This window comes from Mesorhizobium sp. W050 (assembly GCF_054719535.1).
Genome location: NZ_JBTTIH010000001.1, coordinates 1886614 through 1908746, shown reverse-complemented (window position 1 = coordinate 1908746; position 22133 = coordinate 1886614). Strand labels below are relative to the sequence as shown.

Sequence of the window (22133 nt, the reverse complement as noted above, 5' to 3'; positions counted from 1 at the left end):
CAAGGACCGGCGATGTCGGCACCAACATTTCCCAAGGCTCCATCTGACAAGAAGGCTCTCGAAGGAGGCGCGGTGTTTTCCCCGCGCTTCGATGCTGCCGGGCTGGTCACCGTCGTCGTCACCGACGCCGCTGACGGTATGCTGCTGATGGTCGCGCATATGAATGCCGAGGCGCTGGCGCTGACGCTCGAAACCGGCATCGCGCACTACTGGTCGCGCTCGCGCAGCACGCTGTGGAAGAAGGGCGAAACATCAGGCAATTTTCAGACCGTCGTCGAGATGCTCACGGATTGTGACCAGGACGCCATATGGTTGCGCGTCAAAGTGTTGGGCCACGACGCAACTTGTCACACCGGCCGGCGTTCATGTTTTTATCGGACGGTGGGGCTAATCGGCGGCAAGGCAACGCTTGCCGACGATGGCAGCACGCCGCTGTTCGATGCGGAAAAAACGTATCGGAAGCCCGCGTGAACCATTCAACAGTCGCAAACCACTCATATTCACTATTCTCAAACGTCCTTCCTGTAGAACGGACGCGGGACAAGGGAGATCATGATGCTCGAGTGGGCGTCATTGCGTAGCAGACCGGACGTGCGGGAGGCCAATGGCCCCTCATCGTCCGGCGGCGTGCCTGACCCGCAACCCGCGGGCAAGACAGGCATTTCGCTCGCGCTGGGCGGCGGCTGCGCACGCGGCTGGGCGCACATTGGCGTGCTGCGCGCGCTCGACGAAGCCGGCATCGAAGTCTCGATGATCGCCGGCACCTCGATCGGCGCGCTGGTTGGCGGCTGCTATCTCGCCGGCAAGCTGGACGAACTCGAGGAGTTCGCCCGCAGCCTGACCAAGCGGCGCATCTTCGGCCTGCTCGATCTCAATCTGCGCGGCAGCGGCCTGTTCGGCGGCATGAAACTGGACGTCAGGCTGCGCGAGCACATGGCAGGCATCCGCTTCGAGGATCTGACGAAACCCTTCGTCGCCGTTGGCGCCGAAATTCGCACCGGCCATGAGATCTGGCTGTCCAGCGGTTCGCTGATCACCGCGATGCGGGCTTCCTATGCGCTGCCCGGCGTGTTCGAACCGGTGAATTGCAACGGCCGCATTCTGGTCGACGGCGCGCTGGTCAACCCGGTTCCGGTTTCGGTCTGCCGCGCCTACGAGCAGCCGCTGGTCGTCGCGGTCAACCTTCACTACGATCTGTTCGGCCGCGCCGCCGTCATCAAGCACAGCGCCGGCGAACTGCTCATCGAGAAGGACGCGCCCCGGCCAGGCCAGGCCAGCCCCGACCACCAGCCGCACCAGAGCCGTCTCGGCATCACCGGCGTCATGGTCGAAGCCTTCAACATCATCCAGGACCGGATTTCACGCGCAAGGCTGGCGGGCGATCCGCCCGACATGTCGCTGCAACCGAAACTCAGCCATATCGGCTTGACCGAATTCCACCGCGCGGATGAGGCGATCAGCGTCGGTTACCAGGCGACGATGGCGCAGATCAGCGAGTTGAAGCGGCTGCAGACGGTTCTCGCTTAAACCAATTAGGCAATGTCAGGCTTTGGCCGCATCGGTGATGCGGAACTGCACCGTGCGGTTGCCGTTCCAATAATTCCCCGACAGCGACCCGGCTACATGGATCGTGTTGCCCCTGTTCTCGAACAGGAATTCGCCCAGCGCGGTATCGACGGATCGAAAGGCGATGCCCTGGATGCGGCCGCCGCTTTCCGACTGCAGATCAGCCCGGATGTGGTTGGTGCCGACAGCCCGCGCGTCGGCCAGCCGATGGCGCGGCAGCGCGAACACCGGCGCGACATGGCCGGCGCCGAAAGGCCCGGCCTTTTCCAGCGCATCGAGCAAAGCAATCGTCGCGCCCTCGGCGGCGAGCGCGCCGTCGACGGCCAGACTTTCTTCGTCCTGCAGCCGGAACACTTCGGCCGCCGCGCGCTCCTCGAAGAAAGCACGGAGTTCGCCGAGCTTGGCGCGTTCCACCGTGATGCCGGCGGCCATGCCGTGGCCGCCGCCCTTGACGATCAGCCCGGCATCGGCGGCTGCGCGCACCAGCCGTCCGAGATCGAAGCCCGACACCGAACGGCCAGAGCCGGTGCCGATGCCATTGGCGTTGAAGGCGATGGCGAAGGCCGGCCGCCGCGCATGGTCCTTCAGCCGCGAGGCGATCAAGCCGACAATGCCGGGATGCCAATTGGTGCTGGCGGTGACGATGATGGCCGGCCCGTTGCCGCCGGCAAGTTCGGCGTCAGCCTCGGCGCGCGCCGCTGCCAGCATCTCCAGCTCCATCTGCTGGCGTTCCTGGTTGAGCCGGTCGAGTGTCTCGGCAATGGTCCCGGCCTCAACCGGATCGTCGGTGGCGAGCAGCCGGCTGCCAAGTGCTGCATCGCCGATGCGGCCGCCGGCATTGATGCGCGGCCCAATCAGATAGGCGAGATGAAAGGTGCTTATCGGCTCACCGATGCGGGACACCCGCGCCAGTGCGGCGAGCCCCTCATTCTTCTGCTGCCGCGCCATCTGTAGTCCCTTGACGACGAAAGCGCGGTTCACGCCGATGAGCGGCACCACATCGCAAACCGTGGCCAGCGCCGCCAAGTCGAGCAACGACAACAGGTCCGGTGGCGCTGCGTCGGGCAATCGGCTGCGCAGGACCCTCGCCGTCTGCACCAGAGTGAGGAAGACGACACCGGCGGCGCACAGATGGCCTTGCCCGGAAAGGTCGTCCTCGCGATTGGGATTGACGACCGCGGTCGCCTCCGGTAGCGGGCCGCCGACCTGATGGTGGTCGAGCACCACCACATCGGCGCCTGCGGCCTTGGCGGCATCGATGGAGACAGCGCTGTTGGTGCCGCAATCGACGGTGACGATCAGCGTCGCGCCGCGCGAGACCAGTTCGCGCATAGCCTCCGGATTGGGGCCGTAGCCCTCGAAGATGCGGTCGGGAATGTAGATCTCCGAAGGCACCGAGAAATGCGTCAGGAAGCGCTTGAGCAACGCCGAAGAGGCGGCGCCGTCGACATCGTAGTCGCCGAAGATTGCCACCTTCTCCTTGGCCATGACCGCTTCGGCGATGCGGGTCGCAGCCTTGCCCATGTCGGTCAGCGAAGCCGGATCCGGCAACAGATTGCGAAGCGTCGGATCGAGGAAGCGCTCGGCCTGGTCGGCGGTGACGCCTCGCCCGGCGAGCACGCGAGCCACAATGTCGGGCACGCCGTGGCCCTGCGCTATGGCAAGCGCGGTCATGTCCTGCCGCTCGCTCAACCGGTGTTCCCAGGAAACACCGGTCGCCGACTGCCTGATATCGAGGAAGAGGCGTTTGTCGCCCGTCATAGGAGGCGTAATCTATAGATTGTCATTTCCGGCAATATGCGACGGCTAAACAGGAAAGTCTCAAAACTTTTCCACATCCTGGTGACGCGCCTTGATCTCGCGGCTCACGCCTCCGCCAGAGCCCGATGATGATTGGTGGGTTCGACCTGAAATCTCAATCCGGCTCCAAATCAAAGAGATAGAGCATTATGGCGTCCGAAACCACTTTTCAGCAGCAGCATCAATCGGTTAAAGGAAAAAAATGACTTGGCCTAGCCCGCACGCTCGATGCGGATAACCTGCGGCTTGTCTGTGAGGTGGCCGTCCTTGGTGATGCCGTCGACAGCCTTGCGCACCGCTGCTTCCGTCGTCTCGTGGGTGACCAGGATCACCGTCTTTTGCGCGTCCGTCTCGCCGCTGACGGCATGCTGGACGATCGATTCCAGCGAAATGTCGTTGTCCGCCATGCGCTTGGCGATCGCGGCGAAGACGCCGATGCGGTCGTGCACGGTCAGCCGGATGAAATAGCCGCCGGCATGGCTGCGCATCTGCGCCTTCTTGTAGGGACGCAATTCCTTGGCCGGCAGGCCGAACACCGGACCGTGCTGGAAGCCCGGCCGGCTCTTTGCGATGTCGGCGATATCGCCGACCACGGCGGACGCGGTGGCGTTGCCGCCGGCACCGGGGCCGGAGAGCAGCAGTTCGCCCAAAATGTCGGTTTCGATGGCCACCGCATTGGTGACGCCATGCACCTGTGCGATCACCGAAGCGGTCGGCACCATGGTCGGGTGCACGCGCTGCTCGATGCCGCTGTCGGTGCGCTGCGCGACACCGAGCAATTTTATCCGGTAGCCGAGATCGGCGGCAGCGCGGATATCGGCCTGGCTGATATTGGAAATGCCTTCCATGTAGATGTCATTGGCGGCGATCCTGGTGCCGAAGGCCAGGCTGGTCAGGATCGACAATTTATGCGCCGTGTCATGGCCCTCGATATCGAAAGTCGGATCGGCTTCGGCGTAGCCCAGCCGTTGCGCGTCCTTCAGGCACTCGTCGAAGGAGATGCCCTCGGCCTCCATGCGGGTCAGGATGTAGTTGCAGGTGCCGTTCAGGATGCCGAAGACGCGGGTGACCGAATTGCCGGCCATCGCCTCGCGCATCGTCTTGATGACCGGGATGCCGCCGGCAACTGCCGCCTCGTAGTTGAGCAGCACGCCCTTCTTCTCGGCGATTTCGGCAAGCGCCACGCCGTGCTTGGCCAACAGCGCCTTGTTGGCGGTGACGACATGACGTCCGGCTTCAAGTGCTGCCTTGACCGACGCGCGCGCTGCCCCTTCGTCGCCGCCGATCAGTTCGACGAAGACGTCGATATCGGCGGCCTGCGCCATCTTGATCGGATCGTCGAACCATTTGGCGGCGCTGAGGTCGACGCCACGGTCGCGCTTGGGATCGCGCGCGGAAACGGCCGTGACGATGACATCGCGTCCGCACTGGCGCGTCAGCTCCGCTGCCTTGTCGCGCAGCACGCGCGCCACCGAGGCGCCAACCGTACCCAGACCCGCAATTCCAACACGCAACGCTTCAGCCATGCCCGGCGACGCCCCTCAAAAAATCTGCTCGAATAAGATGTGCGGCGACTTTAGCGATGCGCGGCGAGCGGCACCACATTGTTCGGCTGCTTGGCGCTGGACGCCAGGAAGCGCTTGATGTTGCGCGCCGCCTGCCGGATCCGGTGCTCGTTCTCGACCAGCGCGATGCGGACATGATCGTCGCCATGCTCGCCAAAGCCGATGCCCGGCGCCACCGCCACGTCGGCGTGCTCGATCAGGAGCTTGGAAAACTCAAGCGAGCCGAGATGCTTGAACGGCTCCGGGATCGGCGCCCAGGCGAACATCGAGGCAGCCGGTGCCGGAATGGTCCAGCCGGCGCGGCTGAAGGCGTCGACCATGACGTCGCGGCGCTTCAAATAGACCTCGCGCACTTCGGCGATGTCGGCGCCGTCGCCATTCAGCGCATGCGCCGCCGCAACCTGGATCGGCGTGAAGGCGCCGTAGTCGAGATAGGACTTCACCCGCGTCAACGCCGAGATCAGCCGCTCATTGCCGACGGCAAAGCCCATGCGCCAGCCGGGCATGGAGAAGGTCTTCGACATCGAGGTGAACTCGACGCAGACATCGATGGCGCCCGGCACTTGCAGCACCGAAGGCGGCGGATTGCCGTCGAAATAGATCTCCGAATAGGCAAGGTCCGACAGGATGATGATGTCGTTCTTCTTGGCGAAGGCGACCACGTCCTTGTAGAAATCGAGCGAGGCGACCAGCGCCGTCGGGTTCGACGGATAGTTGAGGATCAATGCCAGTGGCTTCGGGATCGAATGACGGACACCGCGCTCGAGCGCCGGGATGAAGCCGTCATCCGGCTCGACCTGCAGCGAACGGATGACGCCGCCCGACATGATGAAGCCGAAAGCATGGATCGGATAGGTCGGGTTGGGGCACAGGATCACGTCGCCCGGCGCGGTGATCGCCTGCGCCATATTGGCGAAGCCTTCCTTCGAACCGAGCGTCGCCACCACCTGCGTGTCGGGATTGAGCTTCACGCCGAAACGGCGCTGATAATAGGCGGCCTGGGCGCGGCGCAGACCTGGGATGCCGCGCGAGGAGGAATAGCGATGCGTGCGCGGATCGCGCACCACTTCGCACAATTTGTCGACGATCGCCTTCGGCGTGGGCAGGTCCGGGTTGCCCATGCCAAGGTCGATAATGTCGGCGCCGCGCGAACGGGCGCTGGCCTTCAGCCGGTTGACCTGCTCGAACACGTAGGGCGGAAGCCGGCGGACCTTGTGAAATTCTTCCATGTCAGTTCCAGACGATTTAAGATTGGCTTTAGCACAGTTGGCTTGGCTAGGCGCCTTTGGCAAAGACCGCTTTCGGCGCGCGATATAGCCTTATTTGCAGGTAGGGTCGAGGGCGGGATCGCATTTGGCTTCGATCTGCTTCAGCGTGTCCTTGCCATGGTTCTTCGCCAGCGAATTCAGCGCCGCCGGGCTGGTGGACGGGGCACCGCCGCCGCCCTTGGCCGCTTGCCCCTGCTGTTCGCCCTTCAACTGGGCAAGCTTGGCCTGCGTCTCCTCAGGGGTGAGTTGCTTTGCCGCCACCTGCGGTGGGATGTTGAGATTGGGATAAGAGCCGGTGTCCTGCGCGCCCTGGGTCAGGCCGACATTCATCCCGTTGCCGGTGTTGGCGCTCGTGCAGCCACTTGCCGCCAGCAGCCCTGGCGCCAGACAGGCGATTGCAACCGCGATGCGGCAAAAGCGGCCTGCCCCCGAAAAAATGGTCTCGCCGGTGTTAATCGTCATATTGTTTTCCTGGCAGCCGGGGTACAGCGCATTGGACCCGGTCAGATGTCCCATGATAATATGTCAAGAAAACGCCTCGGGAGGAACCCCGCGAGCCATGTCCAAAACACCTGATTCGAGCAAAGCGGAAGATCATCAATCTTCGACCGTCGAGCAATATCTGGTGAAAGACCCGGAACGCTTCGCGTTGAACATGGCGCGTATGGTCGAACAGGCCGGCAAAGCCGCCTCCGCCTGGGCCGAGCCGCGCGAAAAAGGCGAGGTGCGCGATCATGTCGCCGAACCCGTGGTCGACATGGTCAAAACCTTTTCCAAGCTCAGCGAATATTGGCTGGCCGACCCGCAACGCGCGCTGGAAGCGCAGACGCGACTGTTCGCCGGCTACATGACGGTCTGGGGCAACGCCATCCAGAAGGTTAGCCCGAATGCTGAAGCGCCGGACGAAGCGGTCAAGCCCGAGCGCGGCGACAAGCGTTTTCAAGACCCCGAATGGGGTCGCAACGCTTTCTTCGATTTCCTCAAACAGGCCTATCTCGTCACCTCGCGCTGGGCGGCCGACCTGGTCGAGCACGCCGAAGGCCTCGACGACCACACCCGCCACAAGGCGAGCTTCTACGTCAAGCAGGTGTCCAATGCCATCTCGCCGTCGAACTTCATCCTGACCAATCCGGAGCTGTTTCGAGAAACCGTCGCCTCGAATGGAGAAAACCTGGTGCGCGGCATGAAGATGCTGGCCGAAGACATCGCCGCCGGCAAGGGCGACCTGAAGCTGAGACAAGCTGACTATTCGCCCTTCGAGATCGGCAAGAACGTCGCGACATCTCCCGGCAAGGTGGTCGGCCGCAGCGATGTCGCCGAAATCATCCAGTACGATCCGACGACGGAGACGGTGCTCAAGCGCCCGCTGCTGATCTGCCCGCCCTGGATCAACAAGTTCTACATCCTCGATCTCAACCCGCAAAAGTCCTTCATCCGCTGGGCGATCGAGCAAGGCCATACCGTGTTCGTCATCTCCTGGATCAATCCCGACGAGCGGCACGGCGCCAAGGGCTGGGAAGCTTACATACGGGAGGGCCTGCAATACGGCCTCGACACGATCGAGAAGGCGACCGGCGAGAAAGAGGTCAACGCCATCGGCTATTGCGTCGGCGGCACGCTGCTGGCGGCCGCACTCGCACTGCTGGCACAGGAAGGCGACAACCGCATCAAATCGGCGACCTTCTTCACCACGCAGGTCGACTTCACCCATGCCGGCGACCTGAAAGTCTTCGTCGACGAGGACCAGGTGGCAGCGGTCGAGAAATCGATGAACGAAAAGGGCTACCTCGACGGCACCAAGATGGCGACCGCCTTCAACATGCTGCGCTCGGGCGACCTGATCTGGCCTTATGTCATCAACAATTACATGCGCGGCAGGGATCCCCTTCCCTTCGACCTGCTCTATTGGAACGCCGATTCCACCCGCATGGCGGCCGCCAACCACTCCTTCTACCTGCGCAACTGTTATCTCGAGAACAATCTGACTCGTGGCGTGATGGAACTCGCCGGCCGCACTGTGTCGCTGGCCGACGTCACCATCCCGGTCTACAACCTGGCGTCGAAGGAAGATCACATCGCGCCGGCCCTTTCGGTGTTTCTCGGCTCGCAATATTTCGGCGGCGACGTCGAGTTTGTGATGGCTGGTTCCGGCCACATTGCCGGTGTCGTCAACCCGCCGGCAGCCAAGAAATACCAGTACTGGACCGGCGGCAAACCGACGGGCGATTTTGGCCAGTGGCTCGCCTCGGCGGTGGAGCATCCCGGCTCCTGGTGGACGCACTGGCAGCACTGGATCGAAACCCAGGACGACACCCTCGTTCCGGCCCGCAAACCGGGCAAGCATATGAAAACCCTGGGTGATGCCCCCGGCACCTATGTGAAGGTCCGCGTGTAACGGCCGGCACCTTTTGCAGGTGCCTGTGTGTAACGGAATGTAATGTCTGGTGAGTTGACGGGCCGGCAAAACGGGGCGAAATGGTGTCGTCAACCTTCAAGAAGCCTCAATTGGCCTCCAACGAGCAAATAATTCAGAGGCTTGCAGAATTGACACAAGTCTCGTTTCCGGTTTGGGAACACAAGGTTATTGGATGTGAACGTTTCGACGCCGCACCAATAGCAGGCCGACCGGACACCGAGGGGGAATTTAGTTTTGAAATCAGTAGGATCGCGTCTCGCGGGGAGAGAAGGTCGCACTATAGCGGCAGCGCTTTTCTCCGTGCTTCTGGCGTCCTGCACCTCCGCTGGCGACCCCACAATGTCCGTCGGCATGCCTGGCTACAACGCGACCGCTTCTGACATCTCCGCGGCTTCCGGCGCCAGCCCTGCGGCGCCGGGCGATTCGACCGTGCAGGTCACATCCACCGGGCCGCAGATGATGATGACGGCAGCGGGCGATGCGACACTGCCCGAGCAGGTCGCCTATGTGCCGGTGGCCAAGCCCGGCACCGGCTTCCCGGTCAATGTTCCCGCCGGCTCCGAAACCATTGTCGGCCAGACGCCGCAGTCGCTGCAGCAGTCAGCACAGACCGCGGCCGCAACGGACGCCGTGGCGCAGAAGATCGCCGCCGCCGATGCCGGCGTGACCGCACCGAAAGCGACGGCAGCGGCACCCGCGACCAACGAGGTCTACGTGACCGCCGCGCCCCAGCAGATCGACACGCCGAAGAAGGGCTTCCTGGCCTCACTGTTCAGCACCACGCCAACCTCGGCGGCACCTGCTCCGCTGGTCAACTCGCGCTCGGGCGAACAGCCTGCGGTTGCTTCCCAGAAGGCCGTCCCGGCAAAGCCGATCATCACGCTAGCGTCAGCCAATTCCGCCGACAAGCCCTTGCAGCTTGCCTCGCTTGGCAACGAGAGCAACCACATCACCGGCAGCGATGCCTTGCCCGGCGTGCGCCAGACGGCGCTGTTCGAGATCAAGCGCAAATCCGGCCTCGACGACGAAAGCGACGTCGACCTGAACGAGGACGAGGGTTCGGGCGGCGCCTATCAGGTGGCCTCCGCCGCCGGCCTCGCCCGGCTGGCGCCCAATGGCCTGTTGAAGCAAAACGAGAGCGTCGACGTCGCCTGCCTGAAGCCGTCGCTGGTGCGTGTGCTGAAGACCATCGAAGGCCATTACGGCCGCAAGATGATGGTCACATCAGGCTACCGCGACCCGGCCCGCAACCGCCGCGCCAACGGCGCCAAGAATTCGCTGCACATGTATTGCGCCGCCGCCGACATCCAGGTTCCCGGCGTCTCCAAATGGGAACTGGCGAGCTACATCCGAACCATGCCCGGCCGCGGCGGCGTCGGCACCTACTGCCATACCGAATCCGTTCACGTCGACGTCGGCCCCGAGCGCGACTGGAACTGGCGCTGCCGCCGGCGGGGTTAGCATCCCCATTCGGCAAACGGGCCGAGGGGCCGTTAGCAGCCTGCCGTTTTTCCCGATTAGCTATCAGCGACGTTCGAGATTAGCCGAGGCACCCGCGACTTCGTCATCCTATGGCGAAGCAAGGCGCGCAGCGACGCAGCGCAGACCATAGGATGACGACTGCGCGGGGCGTTCAGGCTAATCTCCAAAGATGTGCAATGACGCGAGGGCAGAAAACCTGGGCTGGCTCACCAAACTGGCCCTTTTCGCCCCTCTTGAAAAAAGTTTCCGCATCTGGCGGCTGATGGGTTGCCGGTTGGCAACAACGCAATTATAAGCCGCTTCGTCTGAGCGCGCCCATCGTCTAGCGGTTAGGACACCGCCCTTTCACGGCGGTAACAGGGGTTCGATTCCCCTTGGGCGTACCAGATCTTTCAGGAAAACAGGAAGCCTCGCGGCAGCCGCCGAACTAGCAGCGGCTGGAACGGTGGCGCGGCGAATCGGTTGAAACGGCGAACAGCGGCTGCCGTGCCGAGGTTTCCCTCGGCGCCTGCTCGCGGCAATCTCCGGCCACTCACCCCTGGTCGTGCGCTACCTGCGGCCAGCGCTGTAACGCCGCGTGACCACCCTCGGTCAGCGCGTAGACGCCGCGCTCGGCCCTGGCGAACCAGCCATAGACATTGTCCAATAGGATGCTGGGCGCGCGCGGCGAAATCGCTTTCAGATCGCGCGGGCGTTTCGGCCCGTCGGTCATGGCTGCGGCGCAGGCCAGCGCATCCTGCCGGTAGGCGGTCATGATCGGGGCGCGCGAGCCACCGCCGACCACCGGATCGCCGCGCCGGCGACGGTGTTCCTCCATCAGTCGGGAGCGGCGCTTCGGATCGCGACGCGGCGGCAGAGCCGCCGGGCTGAGCAGCACTTCGACCTCCCCCTTGCCGCTGACAGCCAGAAGCCCGAAGCCGAGCCGCCGGCACAGCGCGCGAAAACGGCGGTCGTGCTCGCGGCCTTTGCCACGCGCCGACATGCGCGCGGCCAGCCACACTTCGTCGCATGCCGCGGCGCGATCGACACCTTGCAGCACCAGTTCGAGGTTGAACTGCAATTTCAGTTCGCAGATGACCAGCACAGGCGGCTCGCCGTCGCGTACCGCCACGATATCGCAGTGCCCGACTTCGCCCTTGACCGTGAATTCCAGGCTCTCGAGAAACCGCTTCACCGGGATGTAGAGAGACGTTTCCTGCATCGCGCAGGCATAGCCGATTCGGATCGGGTCGGCACAGGGATCGCCGAGAGGCCGACGCCTTGCGCTAAGCCGCCTTGAAACCCACTGTTTGCAAAGGCGGCCGTCAGGCAGGTCTCCGGCATGATAGTCCCGCCATAGCGCTCGACGATTTCCTTGGCGATGACCGACGTCGCCAGGGCCGAGCGCGACCAGTATTTCATCGCCTGTCTCGCGTTCAACAAGGCGCTCGCCGTGGCTGGGACGGCACAATCGACAGCGTAGGACCCGAGATCCGTCGACGCCAAGACCGGTCCACGGTTGGCCACACAATGATGAACGCGTGTGTTTTGAGGCTAGGGGCGGGTGCGCGTCCGGCGCTGCCCTGGTGCGGCATCGTCCGCCTTGAAATGCATCTCGTCCTGGACCGCGGCAAAAAACCGGCGGACATCGTTGGCCGCCGAAGCCGCATCGCAGCCGGCCGCGACCGCCTTGTCGAGGAGTTCGCGCGCCGTGGCCTTCCAGAACGACGTGGCCGTGTCGCCGTGCAGTCTGCCCAGCCTTGCGGCGACCTCGCGCACCAGCACGGTCTGCCGATCTAGCGGGAAGGTACGCACATTGGCTGAAGACATGTTTAGCACCATGAAACCGACGCAACGAATCAGACGCTGCTCTATGGCTCATGCCTAGCTGTGAAGTCGGAAACGGAACCTTAACGCCCGCCGATTGGAACGAGTCGGTTGGCCGGCCTCCAGGGCAAGCAGAACTCTAGACCCTCAGGCCCCTCGCCTCGCCGGCGCGCTTGGCAGTAACCATCATATCCCTGGCCAGCAGGCCACTGACCCGGCAAAACGCCATGAAGGCGCGCCAGGCGTCCTCTGTCCTGACCACATCCACCGTGGCCCCGAAGCAGGCATTGAACGCCGCTTCATAGACCTTGCCCTGTCGCTTCCTTGGCCAGTCATGCAGGATATCCAGCGCCTGTTCGACGCTGTATATTTCCTCTACCGGCAGCCCGGGCGCGGGCGCGATGCGCACCGGCACCTCGAATTGCAATCTGTCCATTCTATATCTCCCGAACTGGCGTCGACCACAGCAACGCCGTTCGTCGTCAAAAGTTGCTTTGGCTGCTTTTGCGCGAAAATGTGTCGTCAGTGCGATCTCGGCATTCGGAGGAGATCGCGCACCTGGATGTCATCTGAGCGGCCGCGCAAGCCAGGAATATGGCCAGTATCAGTCCATTGCCGGCAGTTCTTCCTTGAACCTTGCGGCTTGCAGTGCCAAATCTGGGGAAATTTTCTAACGGGCTGGTATGCGCCGCCCGCTTACAGGCAAACGGACACTATGGTCACCTATCTCGACGCCGCCACGGCACCCCTCAGGAACACCGGCCAGATCCGCCTCTACGGCGAAGAAGGATTTGCCGGCATGCGCAAGGCCTGCGATCTCACCGCGCGCTGCCTCGATGAACTGGTGCCGATGGTCCAGCCGGGTGTCACCACCGAGACCATCGACCGTTTCGTCTTCGAATTCGGCATGGACCAAGGCGCGCTACCGGCGACGCTCAACTACCGCGGCTACACCAAAGCGTCCTGCACCTCGATCAACCACGTCGTCTGCCACGGCATTCCAGACAACAAGCCGTTGAAGGATGGCGACATCGTCAACATCGACGTCACCTACATCCTCGACGGCTGGCACGGCGATTCCTCGCGCATGTATCCCGTCGGCACCATCAAGCGCGCCGCCGAACGCCTGCTCGAAGTAACCCACGAGTGCCTGATGCGCGGCATCGCGGCGGTCCGGCCCGGCGCCCGCACCGGCGCCATCGGCGCCGCCATCCAGACCTATGCCGAGGCCGAGCGCTGCTCGGTGGTGCGCGATTTCTGCGGCCACGGCGTTGGCCAGCTGTTCCACGACGCACCCAACATCCTGCACTATGGCACCGCCTCGGAAGGCGTCGAGATGCGGCCGGGCATGATCTTCACCATCGAGCCCATGATCAATCTTGGCCGGCCGCATGTGAAAGTGCTGTCGGACGGCTGGACGGCGGTGACGCGCGACCGCTCGCTGTCGGCGCAGTACGAACACACGATCGGCGTCACCGAAACTGGCTGCGAGATTTTCACCCTGTCGCCAAACAAGCTCGACCGCCCCGGCCTGCCGCCGGTCAGCTGAAAACAAGATCGCCTCAAGCCGCAGCTTTGAGGCGCCGTCGCCGAAAAAACTCGACCGCGCGCTGCTTACCGCTCTAATCTGCCGTCGAAGCCTTCGGGGAGTGTGGGGGGGTCGATGGGGAAGAGTGGCGACGACGAACGGGGGTTCTTCTCCGAGCGGTGGCTTGAACCACCGGCGAAGGACAAGGCACCAAGAGACAAATCGACGGAGAAGCCACACTATCACGGCCATCGCGACCGTTTGCGCGAGCGCTTCGTTGCCGGCGGCGCGGACGCCCTGCCCGACTACGAACTTCTCGAACTGCTGCTGTTTCGCCTGATCCCGCGCGTCGACACCAAGCCGATCGCCAAGGCGCTTTTGGCGCGCTTCGGCACTTTTGGCGAAGTGCTTGGCGCACCGGTGGCGCTGCTGCAGGAGGTGAAGGGCATCGGCCCCGCCGTGGCCGTCGACCTGAAGGTGATTGCCGCTGCCGCGCAGCGCATGGCGCGGACCGAGGTTCGCGACCGCGAGGTGCTGTCCAACTGGACGCAGCTTCTTGCGTACTGCCGCTCGGCGATGGCGTTCGAGAACCGCGAACATTTCCGCATCCTGTTCCTCGACAAGAAGAACGTGCTGATCGCCGACGAGGTACAGCAGGTCGGCACCGTGGACCACACGCCGGTCTATCCGCGCGAAGTGATCAAGCGCGCGCTGGAACTGTCGGCCAGCGCCGTCATCCTGGTGCATAATCACCCATCAGGCGATCCGACACCATCGCGTGCGGACATCGAAATGACCAAGCAGATCATCGACAGCGCCAAGCCGCTCGGCATCGCCGTCCACGACCACATCATCATCGGCAAGAAAGGCAATGCCTCGATGAAGGGCCTGCTGCTGATCTGAGCCCGACGCTCGCCGGCGCCGTCAACCCAAACGCCACCGCTCGCGAGCCAATCAGCAACATTCCGCTTTGGCCCAAATGCCCACGGTTGCGGTGTAGAAGTGATATTGCGACGGAAGCGCCCGCTTCGGCGACAATGTGGTAGACCCGCGAATACGAAGCAGCCAGTTCCCGACAGCCATTGCAGGAGATCTATTCAATGACGCTCGAATGCATAAATCCAAATGACCTGCCGATTCCGGAAATGTACTCCCAGGTCGTCGTTGCGACAGGAAGCAAGCTGGTGTTCGTCTCGGGCCAGCAGCCAGAAGACATACACGGCAAGCTCGTTGGCCATGGTGATTTCGCAGTCCAGGCGCGCCTGGCGTTCGGGAATCTCGGCCGAGCGCTTGCTGCCGCCGGCGCTCGGCCCGAGCAAGTCTGCAAGATCACGATCTACATCGTCGATTACAAACGCGACGAACACGTGCCGATCATCGAAGCGGCCCAGGTCGAGCTGTTCGGCGATCACAAGCCGGCAAACGTAGTGGTCGGGATAGCAGTGATGTCTCCCGGCTACCTGATAGAGATCGATGCGATCGCGGTCATCGACCCGTAGGCCAAGCGAGGACGCGTCAAGTCGCCCAAACCAATCCCGGAGCTCGCTGCGAGATTGCCACGACTTTGATCTCTCCATCCATCCACGATCACATCGTCATCGGCAGGAATTGCGATGTCTCGATGAAGAGCCTGCTGCTCACCTGATCAGCGTCGGAAACAGGAAACACGCAATGCCCCAGCCCGGCGACGAACCATGGCCGTTCGACAAGCAACGCGCAGCCCTTCTGGTCATCGACATGCAAAGCGACTTTGTCGATGAGGGCGCCGTCATGGAAGTGGCCATGGCCCGCCATCGCATTCCGGCGATGCGGCAGGTGGTCGAGCTTTGCCGCGCGCAAGGCGTCCCGGTTATCTACACCCAGCATGTGCTCAGCGACCATTTCGATATCTCGCCGCTGGAAACCGGCTATCAGCCGAAGCTGAAAACCAAAGGAATGCGGGAAGGCAGCGCCGGCGCCGAAATCGTCGCCGCGCTTGCGCCCTTGCCTGGGGATGTCGTCATCAAGAAGCACCGCTACGATGCCTTCCACAACACGCAGCTCGAGACCGTGTTGCGCAACATCCGTGGCGCAGGCCGGGTCGACACGGTGATCATCATCGGCACCGTGACCAGCATCTGCTGCGAATCCACCGCGCGGAGCGCCTTCATGCGCGACTACAAGGTGGCTTTCATCAGCGACGCCAATGGCGGACTGGACGAGGCATCGCACAATGCAACCCTCGACATCATAGGCAAGGTGTTCGGGCGCGTGGTGACGGTTGCCGAGCTTGGGAACCTGTTGCGGAGTTGAACCCCAGCGTCAGCTGGCGTGCGTCTCAAGCTCCGGCGCCGAGCCTGCCCTCAAGAAGGTCGCGCCGCTGCTGCAATTCGCCGGAGACGAATTTGGTGAAGGCGTGGACGCGCGCCGTGCGGCGCAAATCGTCGTGCACCAGCACCCACAGCGCCGAGCCGATCTCCTCGATCAGCCCTCCGACCCTTACAAGCCCGGGCAGGCTGTCGCCGAGATAACAGGGCAGCGCCGCAACCCCGATTCCGGCGCCCGCCGCATGCGACATCGTCACCAGGGAATCGGCGCGCATGGCGATCTCGACATCGGGCAGCGACGACCGCATCCAGCGGGCGACGCCGGTGTTGGCTAGGCTGTCGTCGGGCGCGATCCAGCGCAGCGCACCCAATCTCGGCTCCGGGGGTAGCGTTTCGGCATAGGAACGTGTCGCGTAGGCGGCGAAGGCGACGCCCGAAATGCGCCGGCCGACCAGGATTTCCTGCGGTTGCGACACCGGCCTGATCGCCACGTCTGCATCCCTTTGCGTCAGGTTGGCGATGGAATTCTGCGTCATCGCCTCGACCCGTATGCCGGGATGGAGCTTATGAAACGCCGCCAGGATCGGCGGCAGCACCGACGCCATCAGCGTATCGGTGGTGGTGACCCGCAACCTGCCTTCGAACCTGAGATCCTGCCCCGACAGTTTGCGCGCCAGTTCATTGACCGTCTCGGCCATTGTGCGTGCCGCGCCCAGCAGTTCCTCGCCGCCCGCGGTGAGGGCATAGCCAGTCGGCAGCCGATCGAAAAGGCGGATACCCAGCCGCGCCTCGAAGGCGTTGACGCGCCGCAGCACAGTCGTGTGGTTCACGCCCAGGATCCGAGCCGCCGCCGCCAGCGAAGCGCCATCGGCGACGGCCAGCACCATGCGCAGATCTTCCCAGTCGATATCGCGTGAGCTGTGCATTCTTGCAGAAAGATAAAAGAAAGCGCTGCGCTCTGCGAGTCAAAATCACGCTTCGCTGTGCAAAAACGCAGAGCAAGCGGGCGAATCGGCATGTCGATCTGCGCATGCACGCGCGCCATATGGAGTCCGACGACAAAAGAAACAGTCGCGGAGAAGAGCCATGACGCCGATAGAACTCTACACCTGCCAGACACCCAACGGGCACAAGGCCTCGATCATGCTGGAAGAGGTCGGCCTGCCCTACTCGGTCCGCTTAGTCGACATCGAAAGGGGCGACCAGACCAAGCCTGATTTCCTGGCGCTCAATCCCAACAACAAGATCCCGGTGATCGTCGACCGGGACGCCGGCCGCACGGTCTTCGAATCCGGCGCCATCCTACACTACCTGGCGCGACGGTCGGGCAAGCTTCAGCCGGTGGGCGCGCAGGAGGCGGACGACACGCTGACCTGGACCTTGTTCCAGGCGGCCCATGTCGGCCCGACGCTTGGCCAATTGTGGAATTACAAAATCTTCGCGCCGGAAAAAATCCCTTACGTGATCGAGCGTTTTGAGCGCGAAACCGGACGTGTCTTCCGCGTTCTCGATAGCCGGCTCAAGAACCATGAGCACATCGTCGGCAAAAGCTACGGCATCGCCGATGTGATGACATGGCCATGGATCAACGCGGCCGTCACCAGGCTCGGCCTCAGCCTCGATGACGCGCCAGACCTGGCGCGTTGGTATGCCGCCATAGGCCGACGCTCCGCAGTTGTCAGAGGCATTGCCGTTCCCGCCCTGCCCGAAGCATCGGCTGCCGCTTAGATCATGATGAGATTTGGTTGAAATCTCATCATGATCTAACCCTTTGTTGGAGCATGATCTTTTCCAAAAACCGGCACCCACTTTTTGGGGTCATGCCCTAGCCGCCGCACCCCGCATTCAAGGAATACGATCGTGGAAATCCTCTTCATCCCTCTGGCGCTTGTCGCCGGTGGCCTGCTCGCAGTGCAGGCTGGCGCCAACGCCCAACTTTCAAAGGCGGTCGGCTCACCCTTTGCCGCGACCACGCTTCAGCTCGCGGTCGGCGCCATCGTGCTGTTGTCGATCACGGCCCTCACCGGAACGACACCGGCTCTGCTTGCCGTTCGGCAAGCCGAATGGTGGCATGCGATCGGCGGCATGGCTTCGGCCTTCTACGTCGTTTCGACCATTCTTCTGTTCCCTCGCCTTGGCGCCGTCGTGTCCGTCGGGCTCTTCATCGCTGGGCAGATGCTTGCATCCTTCGCCCTCGACACGTTCGGCTGGCTCGGGATCCCCGAAGCCGGACTGCGAGCCGGGCCTGCCTTCGGCATGCTCGTCTTGCTTGCCGGGGCTGCCCTCATCGTTCTGGGACAGAAGGGCGCGGCCGACAATACCGCATCCTCAAGACCAGGGTGGATCGGACTGGCGCTGCTGGCAGGCGCCGTGCTTCCGGTGCAAGGCGCTGTAAACGCCTTGCTTCGGCACGACCTTGGCGGCGCGCCGTTTGCGGTCGGCACCATCTCGTTCCTGGTGGCGATGCTGGCCATGGCCGCGGTGCTTCTGATCGCGCTTGCCCTGACGAAGACGCCCCGCCCTCGCCTCGCCGGCCTGTCGTCGATGCCCTGGTGGGGCTGGCTCGGAGGTTTTGCCGGCGCCACCTATGTCACGACCGTGTTCACCGCCATCCCCGTCATCGGAGCGGCAGCTGCCGTCAGCCTGACGGTGGCCGGCCAGCAGGTCGCCGGCATCTTCGTCGACACCTTCGGCTGGTTCCGCCTGCCGCAGCGGCTTGTCTCCGGCATGCGGCTCGCCGGCGTCGTGCTGCTTTTGGCCGGCTGCATCATCATCAAGGCGCTTTGATCCCGCTGGAACAAGGCAAGCCGAATCAAACCAGCCCCTGCCCTCCCTGATTTGGGGGGTCAGGTGTCGCTCCGGCGTCACCAACGAAGCAAGGTCCGGGCGCCGCAGAAGCAATTTTTCGCTCCTTCCACAACCGGCTCTAGAATTTCGATCGCAAATCACGCATGATGCACTTGGTATTTTCCCGGGACGGCTTCGCGCCCCCTGAAATACCGGGAGGAACGGGACATGCCCATAGTGGTTGTACTCGTTTTGATCGTCGTGGGCTCGGTGTTGTTCCACTTCCTGAGCCCATGGTGGTGGACTCCGATTGCCTCGAATTGGGACTATATCGACAACACCATCATCATCACCTTTTGGATCACCGGCGTCGTCTTCGCCGCGGTCGTCCTATTCATGGCCTATTGCGTTTTCCGCTTCCGTCACCGCGAAGGCAACCAGGCGGCCTACGAACCGGAGAACAAGCGGCTCGAATGGTGGCTGACGATCGTCACCGGAGTGGGTGTTACCGCCATGCTGGTTCCCGGCCTGTTTGTCTGGAGCCGGTTCGTCAACGTTCCAAGCGACGCAACCGTGGTCGAAGTCGTCGGCCAGCAATGGCAGTGGAGCTTCCGCCTGCCCGGCAAGGACGGCAAACTCGGCACATCCGACACCCGCGACGTCACCGCTGAAAATCCGCTGGGCGTGATCGCCAAGGATCCCAGCGGCCAGGACGACGTCGTGGTCGAAGCGGCCGACCTGCATCTGCCGGTCGGCAAGCCGGTCAAGATGCTGCTGCGCTCGATCGATGTGTTGCACGATTTCTACGTTCCGGAATTCCGCGCCAAGATGGACATGATACCGGGCTCGGTCACCTATTTCTGGTTCACCCCCACCAAGACCGGAACGTTCCAGGTTTTGTGCGCCGAACTGTGCGGCCAGGGGCATCCGATGATGCATGGCATCGTCATGGTCGATACCGAGCAGGACTATGTGGCCTGGCTCGACCAGCAGCAGACGTTCGCGCAATTGTCGGCGCCGCAGCAGACGGGCTCGGTGGAACAGGCGCCGGGCAACGCGACGGCGTCAGCTCTAGAAGTTGCGGCAAAACTCGAAACTGTCGGGTCCCGCTGAAGGGCACGGAGGTGCTCCGCCTATGGTCGATATCACGCCTGCAGATGCCGTCCCGCCCGCCGAAGTCGCGGAAATGGAGCTTTACCATCCGCACAGCTGGTGGACGAAGTATGTCTTCTCGCAGGACGCCAAGGTCATCGCCATCCAGTATTCGGCGACCGCAACGGCCATCGGCCTGGTCGCGCTGGTGCTGTCCTGGCTGATGCGGCTGCAGCTCGGCTTCCCCGGCACGTTCGATTTCATCACCCCCGAGGCCTACTACCAGTTCATCACCATGCACGGCATGATCATGGTGATCTATCTGCTCACGGCACTCTTCCTCGGCGGCTTCGGCAACTACCTGATCCCGCTGATGGTCGGCGCCCGCGACATGGTCTTTCCCTATGTCAACATGCTGAGCTACTGGATCTACCTCCTTGCCGTGCTGGTGCTGGTGTCGAGCTTCTTTGCGCCCGGCGGACCGACCGGCGCCGGCTGGACGCTCTATCCGCCGCAAGCCATCATGACCGGCACACCTGGTGGCCAGGAATGGGGCATCATCCTGATGCTCGTCTCGCTGATCCTTTTCATCATCGGCTTCACCATGGGCGGTCTGAACTATGTCGTGACGGTGCTGCAGGCCCGCACGCGCGGCATGACGATGATGCGCCTGCCGCTGACCGTCTGGGGCATCTTCACCGCCACCGTCATGGCGCTGCTCGCCTTTCCGGCGCTGTTCGTCGCCTGCGTGATGATGCTGCTTGACCGCGCGCTTGGAACCTCCTTTTTCATGCCCGCAGTCGTCGAGATGGGGGAACAGCTACAGCACAATGGCGGCAGCCCGATCCTGTTCCAGCATCTGTTCTGGTTCTTCGGCCACCCGGAAGTCTACATCGTGGCGCTGCCGGCCTTCGGCATCGTCTCCGATCTGATCAGCACGCATGCGCGCAAGAACATTTTTGGCTACCGAATGATGGTCTGGGCCATCGTTGGCATCGGCGCGCTGAGCTTCGTGGTCTGGGCGCACCACATGTATGTCAGCGGCATGCACCCCTATTTCGGCTTCTTCTTCGCCACCACGACACTGATCATCGCCATCCCGACGGCGATCAAGGTCTACAATTGGGTGCTGACGCTGTGGCGGGGCGACATCCATCTCACCATACCGATGCTGTTTGCCATGGCTTTCATTGTCACCTTCGTCAATGGCGGGTTGACCGGGCTGTTTCTCGGCAACGTCGTCGTCGACGTCCCGCTGTCGGACACGATGTTCGTCGTCGCCCACTTCCATATGGTCATGGGTGTTGCTCCGATCGTCGTCATCTTCGGCGCGATCTACCACTGGTACCCGAAGGTCACCGGCCGGATGCTGAACGAGACGCTCGGCCGGTTCCATTTCTGGGTCACATTTCTCGGCGCCTACCTGATCTTCTTTCCCATGCATTACATCGGCCTGATGGGCGTGCCGCGGCGCTATGCCGAACTGACCGACGTGACGGTCATGACGGAGTCGGCGCATCACCTGAACTCGTTCATCAGCATCATGGCGTTTATCGTCGGCTTCGCCCAGATCGTTTTCCTGTTCAATCTTATCTGGAGCATCCGCCATGGGCGCGAGGCCGGTGGCAATCCATGGCGAGCCACGACACTCGAATGGCAAACGCCGCAGACGCCACCGGCGCATGGCAATTTCGGCAAGGATCTGCCGATCGTCTATCGCTGGGCCTATGACTACAGCGTGCCGGGCGCCAAGGAGGACTTCATTCCGCAAAACATGCCGGGCACGTTCGGTCCCTCCAGGGAGCCGGCATGAGCGTCATCCTGGTCTTCCTTCTCGTGATCGCCGGCTTTGCCGGCTGGTGGCTCTCGCATCAGCGGCTGATGGCGAAACCATGGCTCGAGCAAGGTGTGGCAGGAGATTTTGTCGCCTTCGACCGATCGAGCCTGCCGACCGCCAAGATTGGCCTCGGTGTCTTCCTCGCCGTGGTCGGCTGCCTGTTTGCGCTGTTCACCAGCGCCTACTTCATGCGTATGGCGCTGTCGGACTGGCAGCCGCTGCCCATCCCACGCCTGCTCTGGCTCAACACCGGCATGCTGGTGCTGAGCAGCGTTGCGCTGCAATGCGCCTCGATCGCGGCGCGCAAGCGCCAGATGGACACGGTCAGGCTCGGCCTTGCTGCGGCTGGGCTCACCGCGATCGCCTTCCTCATCGGGCAGCTCATGGCATGGCGGGACCTGACCGCCGATGGCTATTTTCTAGCCTCCAATCCGGCCAACAGTTTTTTCTATCTGATAACAGGGATGCACGGCCTGCACATAGTGGGAGGGCTGGTGGGCCTGAGCAGGACAACCGCCGGCGCCTGGAACGGCGCACGCCCGGAACGGCTTCGCCTCAGCGTCGAATTATGCGCCATGTACTGGCATTTCCTGCTTTTCGTCTGGCTCGCCATCTTCGCCCTTTTGGCCGGCTGGGCCGCGACGTTCATCGATATTTGCCGGCAGTTGCTGACCTAGGAG

General features: G+C 62.9%; 21 protein-coding genes and 1 tRNA gene. 14 read left to right on the top strand and 8 right to left on the bottom strand.

Features of this window, described 5'->3' with window-relative positions; all coding sequences use genetic code 11:
• The first annotated feature begins 12 nt into the window (after positions 1–12).
• Positions 13–471, top strand: coding sequence for a phosphoribosyl-AMP cyclohydrolase (gene hisI, locus ACYG9Y_RS09115; protein WP_023738995.1), 459 nt, complete (start codon positions 13–15; stop codon positions 469–471).
• Positions 472–555: 84 nt separating this feature from the next.
• Positions 556–1527: a patatin family protein gene (locus ACYG9Y_RS09110; RefSeq protein WP_023667624.1), complete on the top strand. Its 972-nt coding sequence runs from the start codon at positions 556–558 to the stop codon at positions 1525–1527.
• 15 nt (positions 1528–1542) lie between these two features.
• Here ACYG9Y_RS09110 and recJ read toward each other — a convergent pair whose 3' ends face one another.
• The 4 genes from recJ to ACYG9Y_RS09090 form a co-directional block, all read right to left on the bottom strand.
• Positions 1543–3327: a single-stranded-DNA-specific exonuclease RecJ gene (recJ, locus tag ACYG9Y_RS09105; protein ID WP_023738996.1), complete on the bottom strand. Its 1785-nt coding sequence runs from the start codon at positions 3325–3327 to the stop codon at positions 1543–1545.
• Between the two features lie 251 nt (positions 3328–3578).
• Entirely contained in the window at positions 3579–4892 is a 1314-nt protein-coding gene (locus tag ACYG9Y_RS09100; RefSeq protein WP_023738997.1) for a homoserine dehydrogenase, read from the bottom strand.
• 50 nt (positions 4893–4942) lie between these two features.
• Positions 4943–6160, bottom strand: coding sequence for an LL-diaminopimelate aminotransferase (locus ACYG9Y_RS09095; protein WP_023681615.1), 1218 nt, complete (start codon positions 6158–6160; stop codon positions 4943–4945).
• Between the two features lie 90 nt (positions 6161–6250).
• Positions 6251–6661: a hypothetical protein gene (locus ACYG9Y_RS09090; RefSeq protein WP_023738998.1), complete on the bottom strand. Its 411-nt coding sequence runs from the start codon at positions 6659–6661 to the stop codon at positions 6251–6253.
• Positions 6662–6758: 97 nt separating this feature from the next.
• On the opposite strand from ACYG9Y_RS09090, the gene phaC reads away from it, so the two are divergent.
• The 3 genes from phaC (at position 6759) to ACYG9Y_RS09075 (ending at position 10483) form a co-directional block, all read left to right on the top strand.
• Positions 6759–8594: a class I poly(R)-hydroxyalkanoic acid synthase gene (gene phaC, locus ACYG9Y_RS09085; protein ID WP_023738999.1), complete on the top strand. Its 1836-nt coding sequence runs from the start codon at positions 6759–6761 to the stop codon at positions 8592–8594.
• Between the two features lie 360 nt (positions 8595–8954).
• Complete coding sequence (locus tag ACYG9Y_RS09080; RefSeq protein ID WP_245260434.1) at positions 8955–10076, top strand: D-Ala-D-Ala carboxypeptidase family metallohydrolase; 1122 nt, start codon at positions 8955–8957, stop codon at positions 10074–10076.
• Positions 10077–10408: 332 nt separating this feature from the next.
• Positions 10409–10483, top strand: a tRNA-Glu gene (locus tag ACYG9Y_RS09075).
• Positions 10484–10629: 146 nt separating this feature from the next.
• Here the strand turns inward: ACYG9Y_RS09075 and ACYG9Y_RS09070 are convergent.
• From ACYG9Y_RS09070 to ACYG9Y_RS09060, 3 genes are all read right to left on the bottom strand, one after another.
• The gene (locus ACYG9Y_RS09070) at positions 10630–11298 is read right to left on the bottom strand and encodes a DUF2161 domain-containing phosphodiesterase (RefSeq protein ID WP_023667651.1); all 669 of its coding nucleotides are present in this window, start codon (positions 11296–11298) and stop codon (positions 10630–10632) included.
• 332 nt (positions 11299–11630) lie between these two features.
• Positions 11631–11906 (bottom strand): DUF6074 family protein, encoded by a 276-nt coding sequence (locus ACYG9Y_RS09065; protein ID WP_023681621.1) that lies wholly within the window; start codon positions 11904–11906, stop codon positions 11631–11633.
• Between the two features lie 136 nt (positions 11907–12042).
• Positions 12043–12339 carry a DUF982 domain-containing protein gene (locus ACYG9Y_RS09060; protein WP_023681622.1) on the bottom strand — a complete coding sequence of 99 codons (297 nt, stop codon included), beginning with the start codon at positions 12337–12339 and terminating at the stop codon, positions 12043–12045.
• A gap of 279 nt (positions 12340–12618) precedes the next feature.
• Here ACYG9Y_RS09060 and map point away from each other — a divergent pair, with 279 nt between their 5' ends.
• From map to ACYG9Y_RS09040, 4 genes are all read left to right on the top strand, one after another.
• A complete protein-coding gene (gene map / locus ACYG9Y_RS09055) occupies positions 12619–13452 on the top strand; it encodes a type I methionyl aminopeptidase (protein WP_023695465.1) in 834 nt (277 codons plus the stop codon).
• 114 nt (positions 13453–13566) lie between these two features.
• The gene (radC, locus tag ACYG9Y_RS09050) at positions 13567–14334 is read left to right on the top strand and encodes a RadC family protein (RefSeq protein ID WP_023688238.1); all 768 of its coding nucleotides are present in this window, start codon (positions 13567–13569) and stop codon (positions 14332–14334) included.
• A 197-nt stretch (positions 14335–14531) separates the two neighbouring features.
• On the top strand, positions 14532–14930 hold the full coding sequence (locus tag ACYG9Y_RS09045; RefSeq protein WP_023667656.1) for a RidA family protein: 399 nt from the start codon (positions 14532–14534) through the stop codon (positions 14928–14930).
• Between the two features lie 172 nt (positions 14931–15102).
• The gene (locus ACYG9Y_RS09040; protein ID WP_023739001.1) at positions 15103–15723 is read left to right on the top strand and encodes an isochorismatase family protein; all 621 of its coding nucleotides are present in this window, start codon (positions 15103–15105) and stop codon (positions 15721–15723) included.
• A gap of 25 nt (positions 15724–15748) precedes the next feature.
• Here the strand turns inward: ACYG9Y_RS09040 and ACYG9Y_RS09035 are convergent, their stop codons facing one another.
• The gene (locus ACYG9Y_RS09035) at positions 15749–16663 is read right to left on the bottom strand and encodes a LysR family transcriptional regulator (RefSeq protein ID WP_023667658.1); all 915 of its coding nucleotides are present in this window, start codon (positions 16661–16663) and stop codon (positions 15749–15751) included.
• Between the two features lie 160 nt (positions 16664–16823).
• On the opposite strand from ACYG9Y_RS09035, the gene ACYG9Y_RS09030 reads away from it, so the two are divergent.
• The 5 genes from ACYG9Y_RS09030 to ACYG9Y_RS09010 all read left to right on the top strand — a co-directional run bounded on the left by ACYG9Y_RS09030 (position 16824) and on the right by ACYG9Y_RS09010 (position 22130).
• A complete protein-coding gene (locus ACYG9Y_RS09030) occupies positions 16824–17465 on the top strand; it encodes a glutathione S-transferase family protein (protein WP_031201796.1) in 642 nt (213 codons plus the stop codon).
• A 132-nt stretch (positions 17466–17597) separates the two neighbouring features.
• Positions 17598–18524, top strand: a complete 927-nt coding sequence (locus ACYG9Y_RS09025) for a DMT family transporter (RefSeq protein WP_023705987.1) — start codon at positions 17598–17600, stop codon at positions 18522–18524.
• A 228-nt stretch (positions 18525–18752) separates the two neighbouring features.
• The gene (locus tag ACYG9Y_RS09020) at positions 18753–19637 is read left to right on the top strand and encodes a cytochrome c oxidase subunit II (RefSeq protein WP_023667661.1); all 885 of its coding nucleotides are present in this window, start codon (positions 18753–18755) and stop codon (positions 19635–19637) included.
• A gap of 22 nt (positions 19638–19659) precedes the next feature.
• Entirely contained in the window at positions 19660–21429 is a 1770-nt protein-coding gene (gene ctaD / locus ACYG9Y_RS09015; RefSeq protein ID WP_023681631.1) for a cytochrome c oxidase subunit I, read from the top strand.
• Positions 21426–22130: a cytochrome c oxidase subunit 3 gene (locus ACYG9Y_RS09010; RefSeq protein WP_023739003.1), complete on the top strand. Its 705-nt coding sequence runs from the start codon at positions 21426–21428 to the stop codon at positions 22128–22130. Before ctaD ends, ACYG9Y_RS09010 begins: the two co-directional genes overlap by 4 nt.
• The last annotated feature ends 3 nt before the right edge of the window (positions 22131–22133 follow it).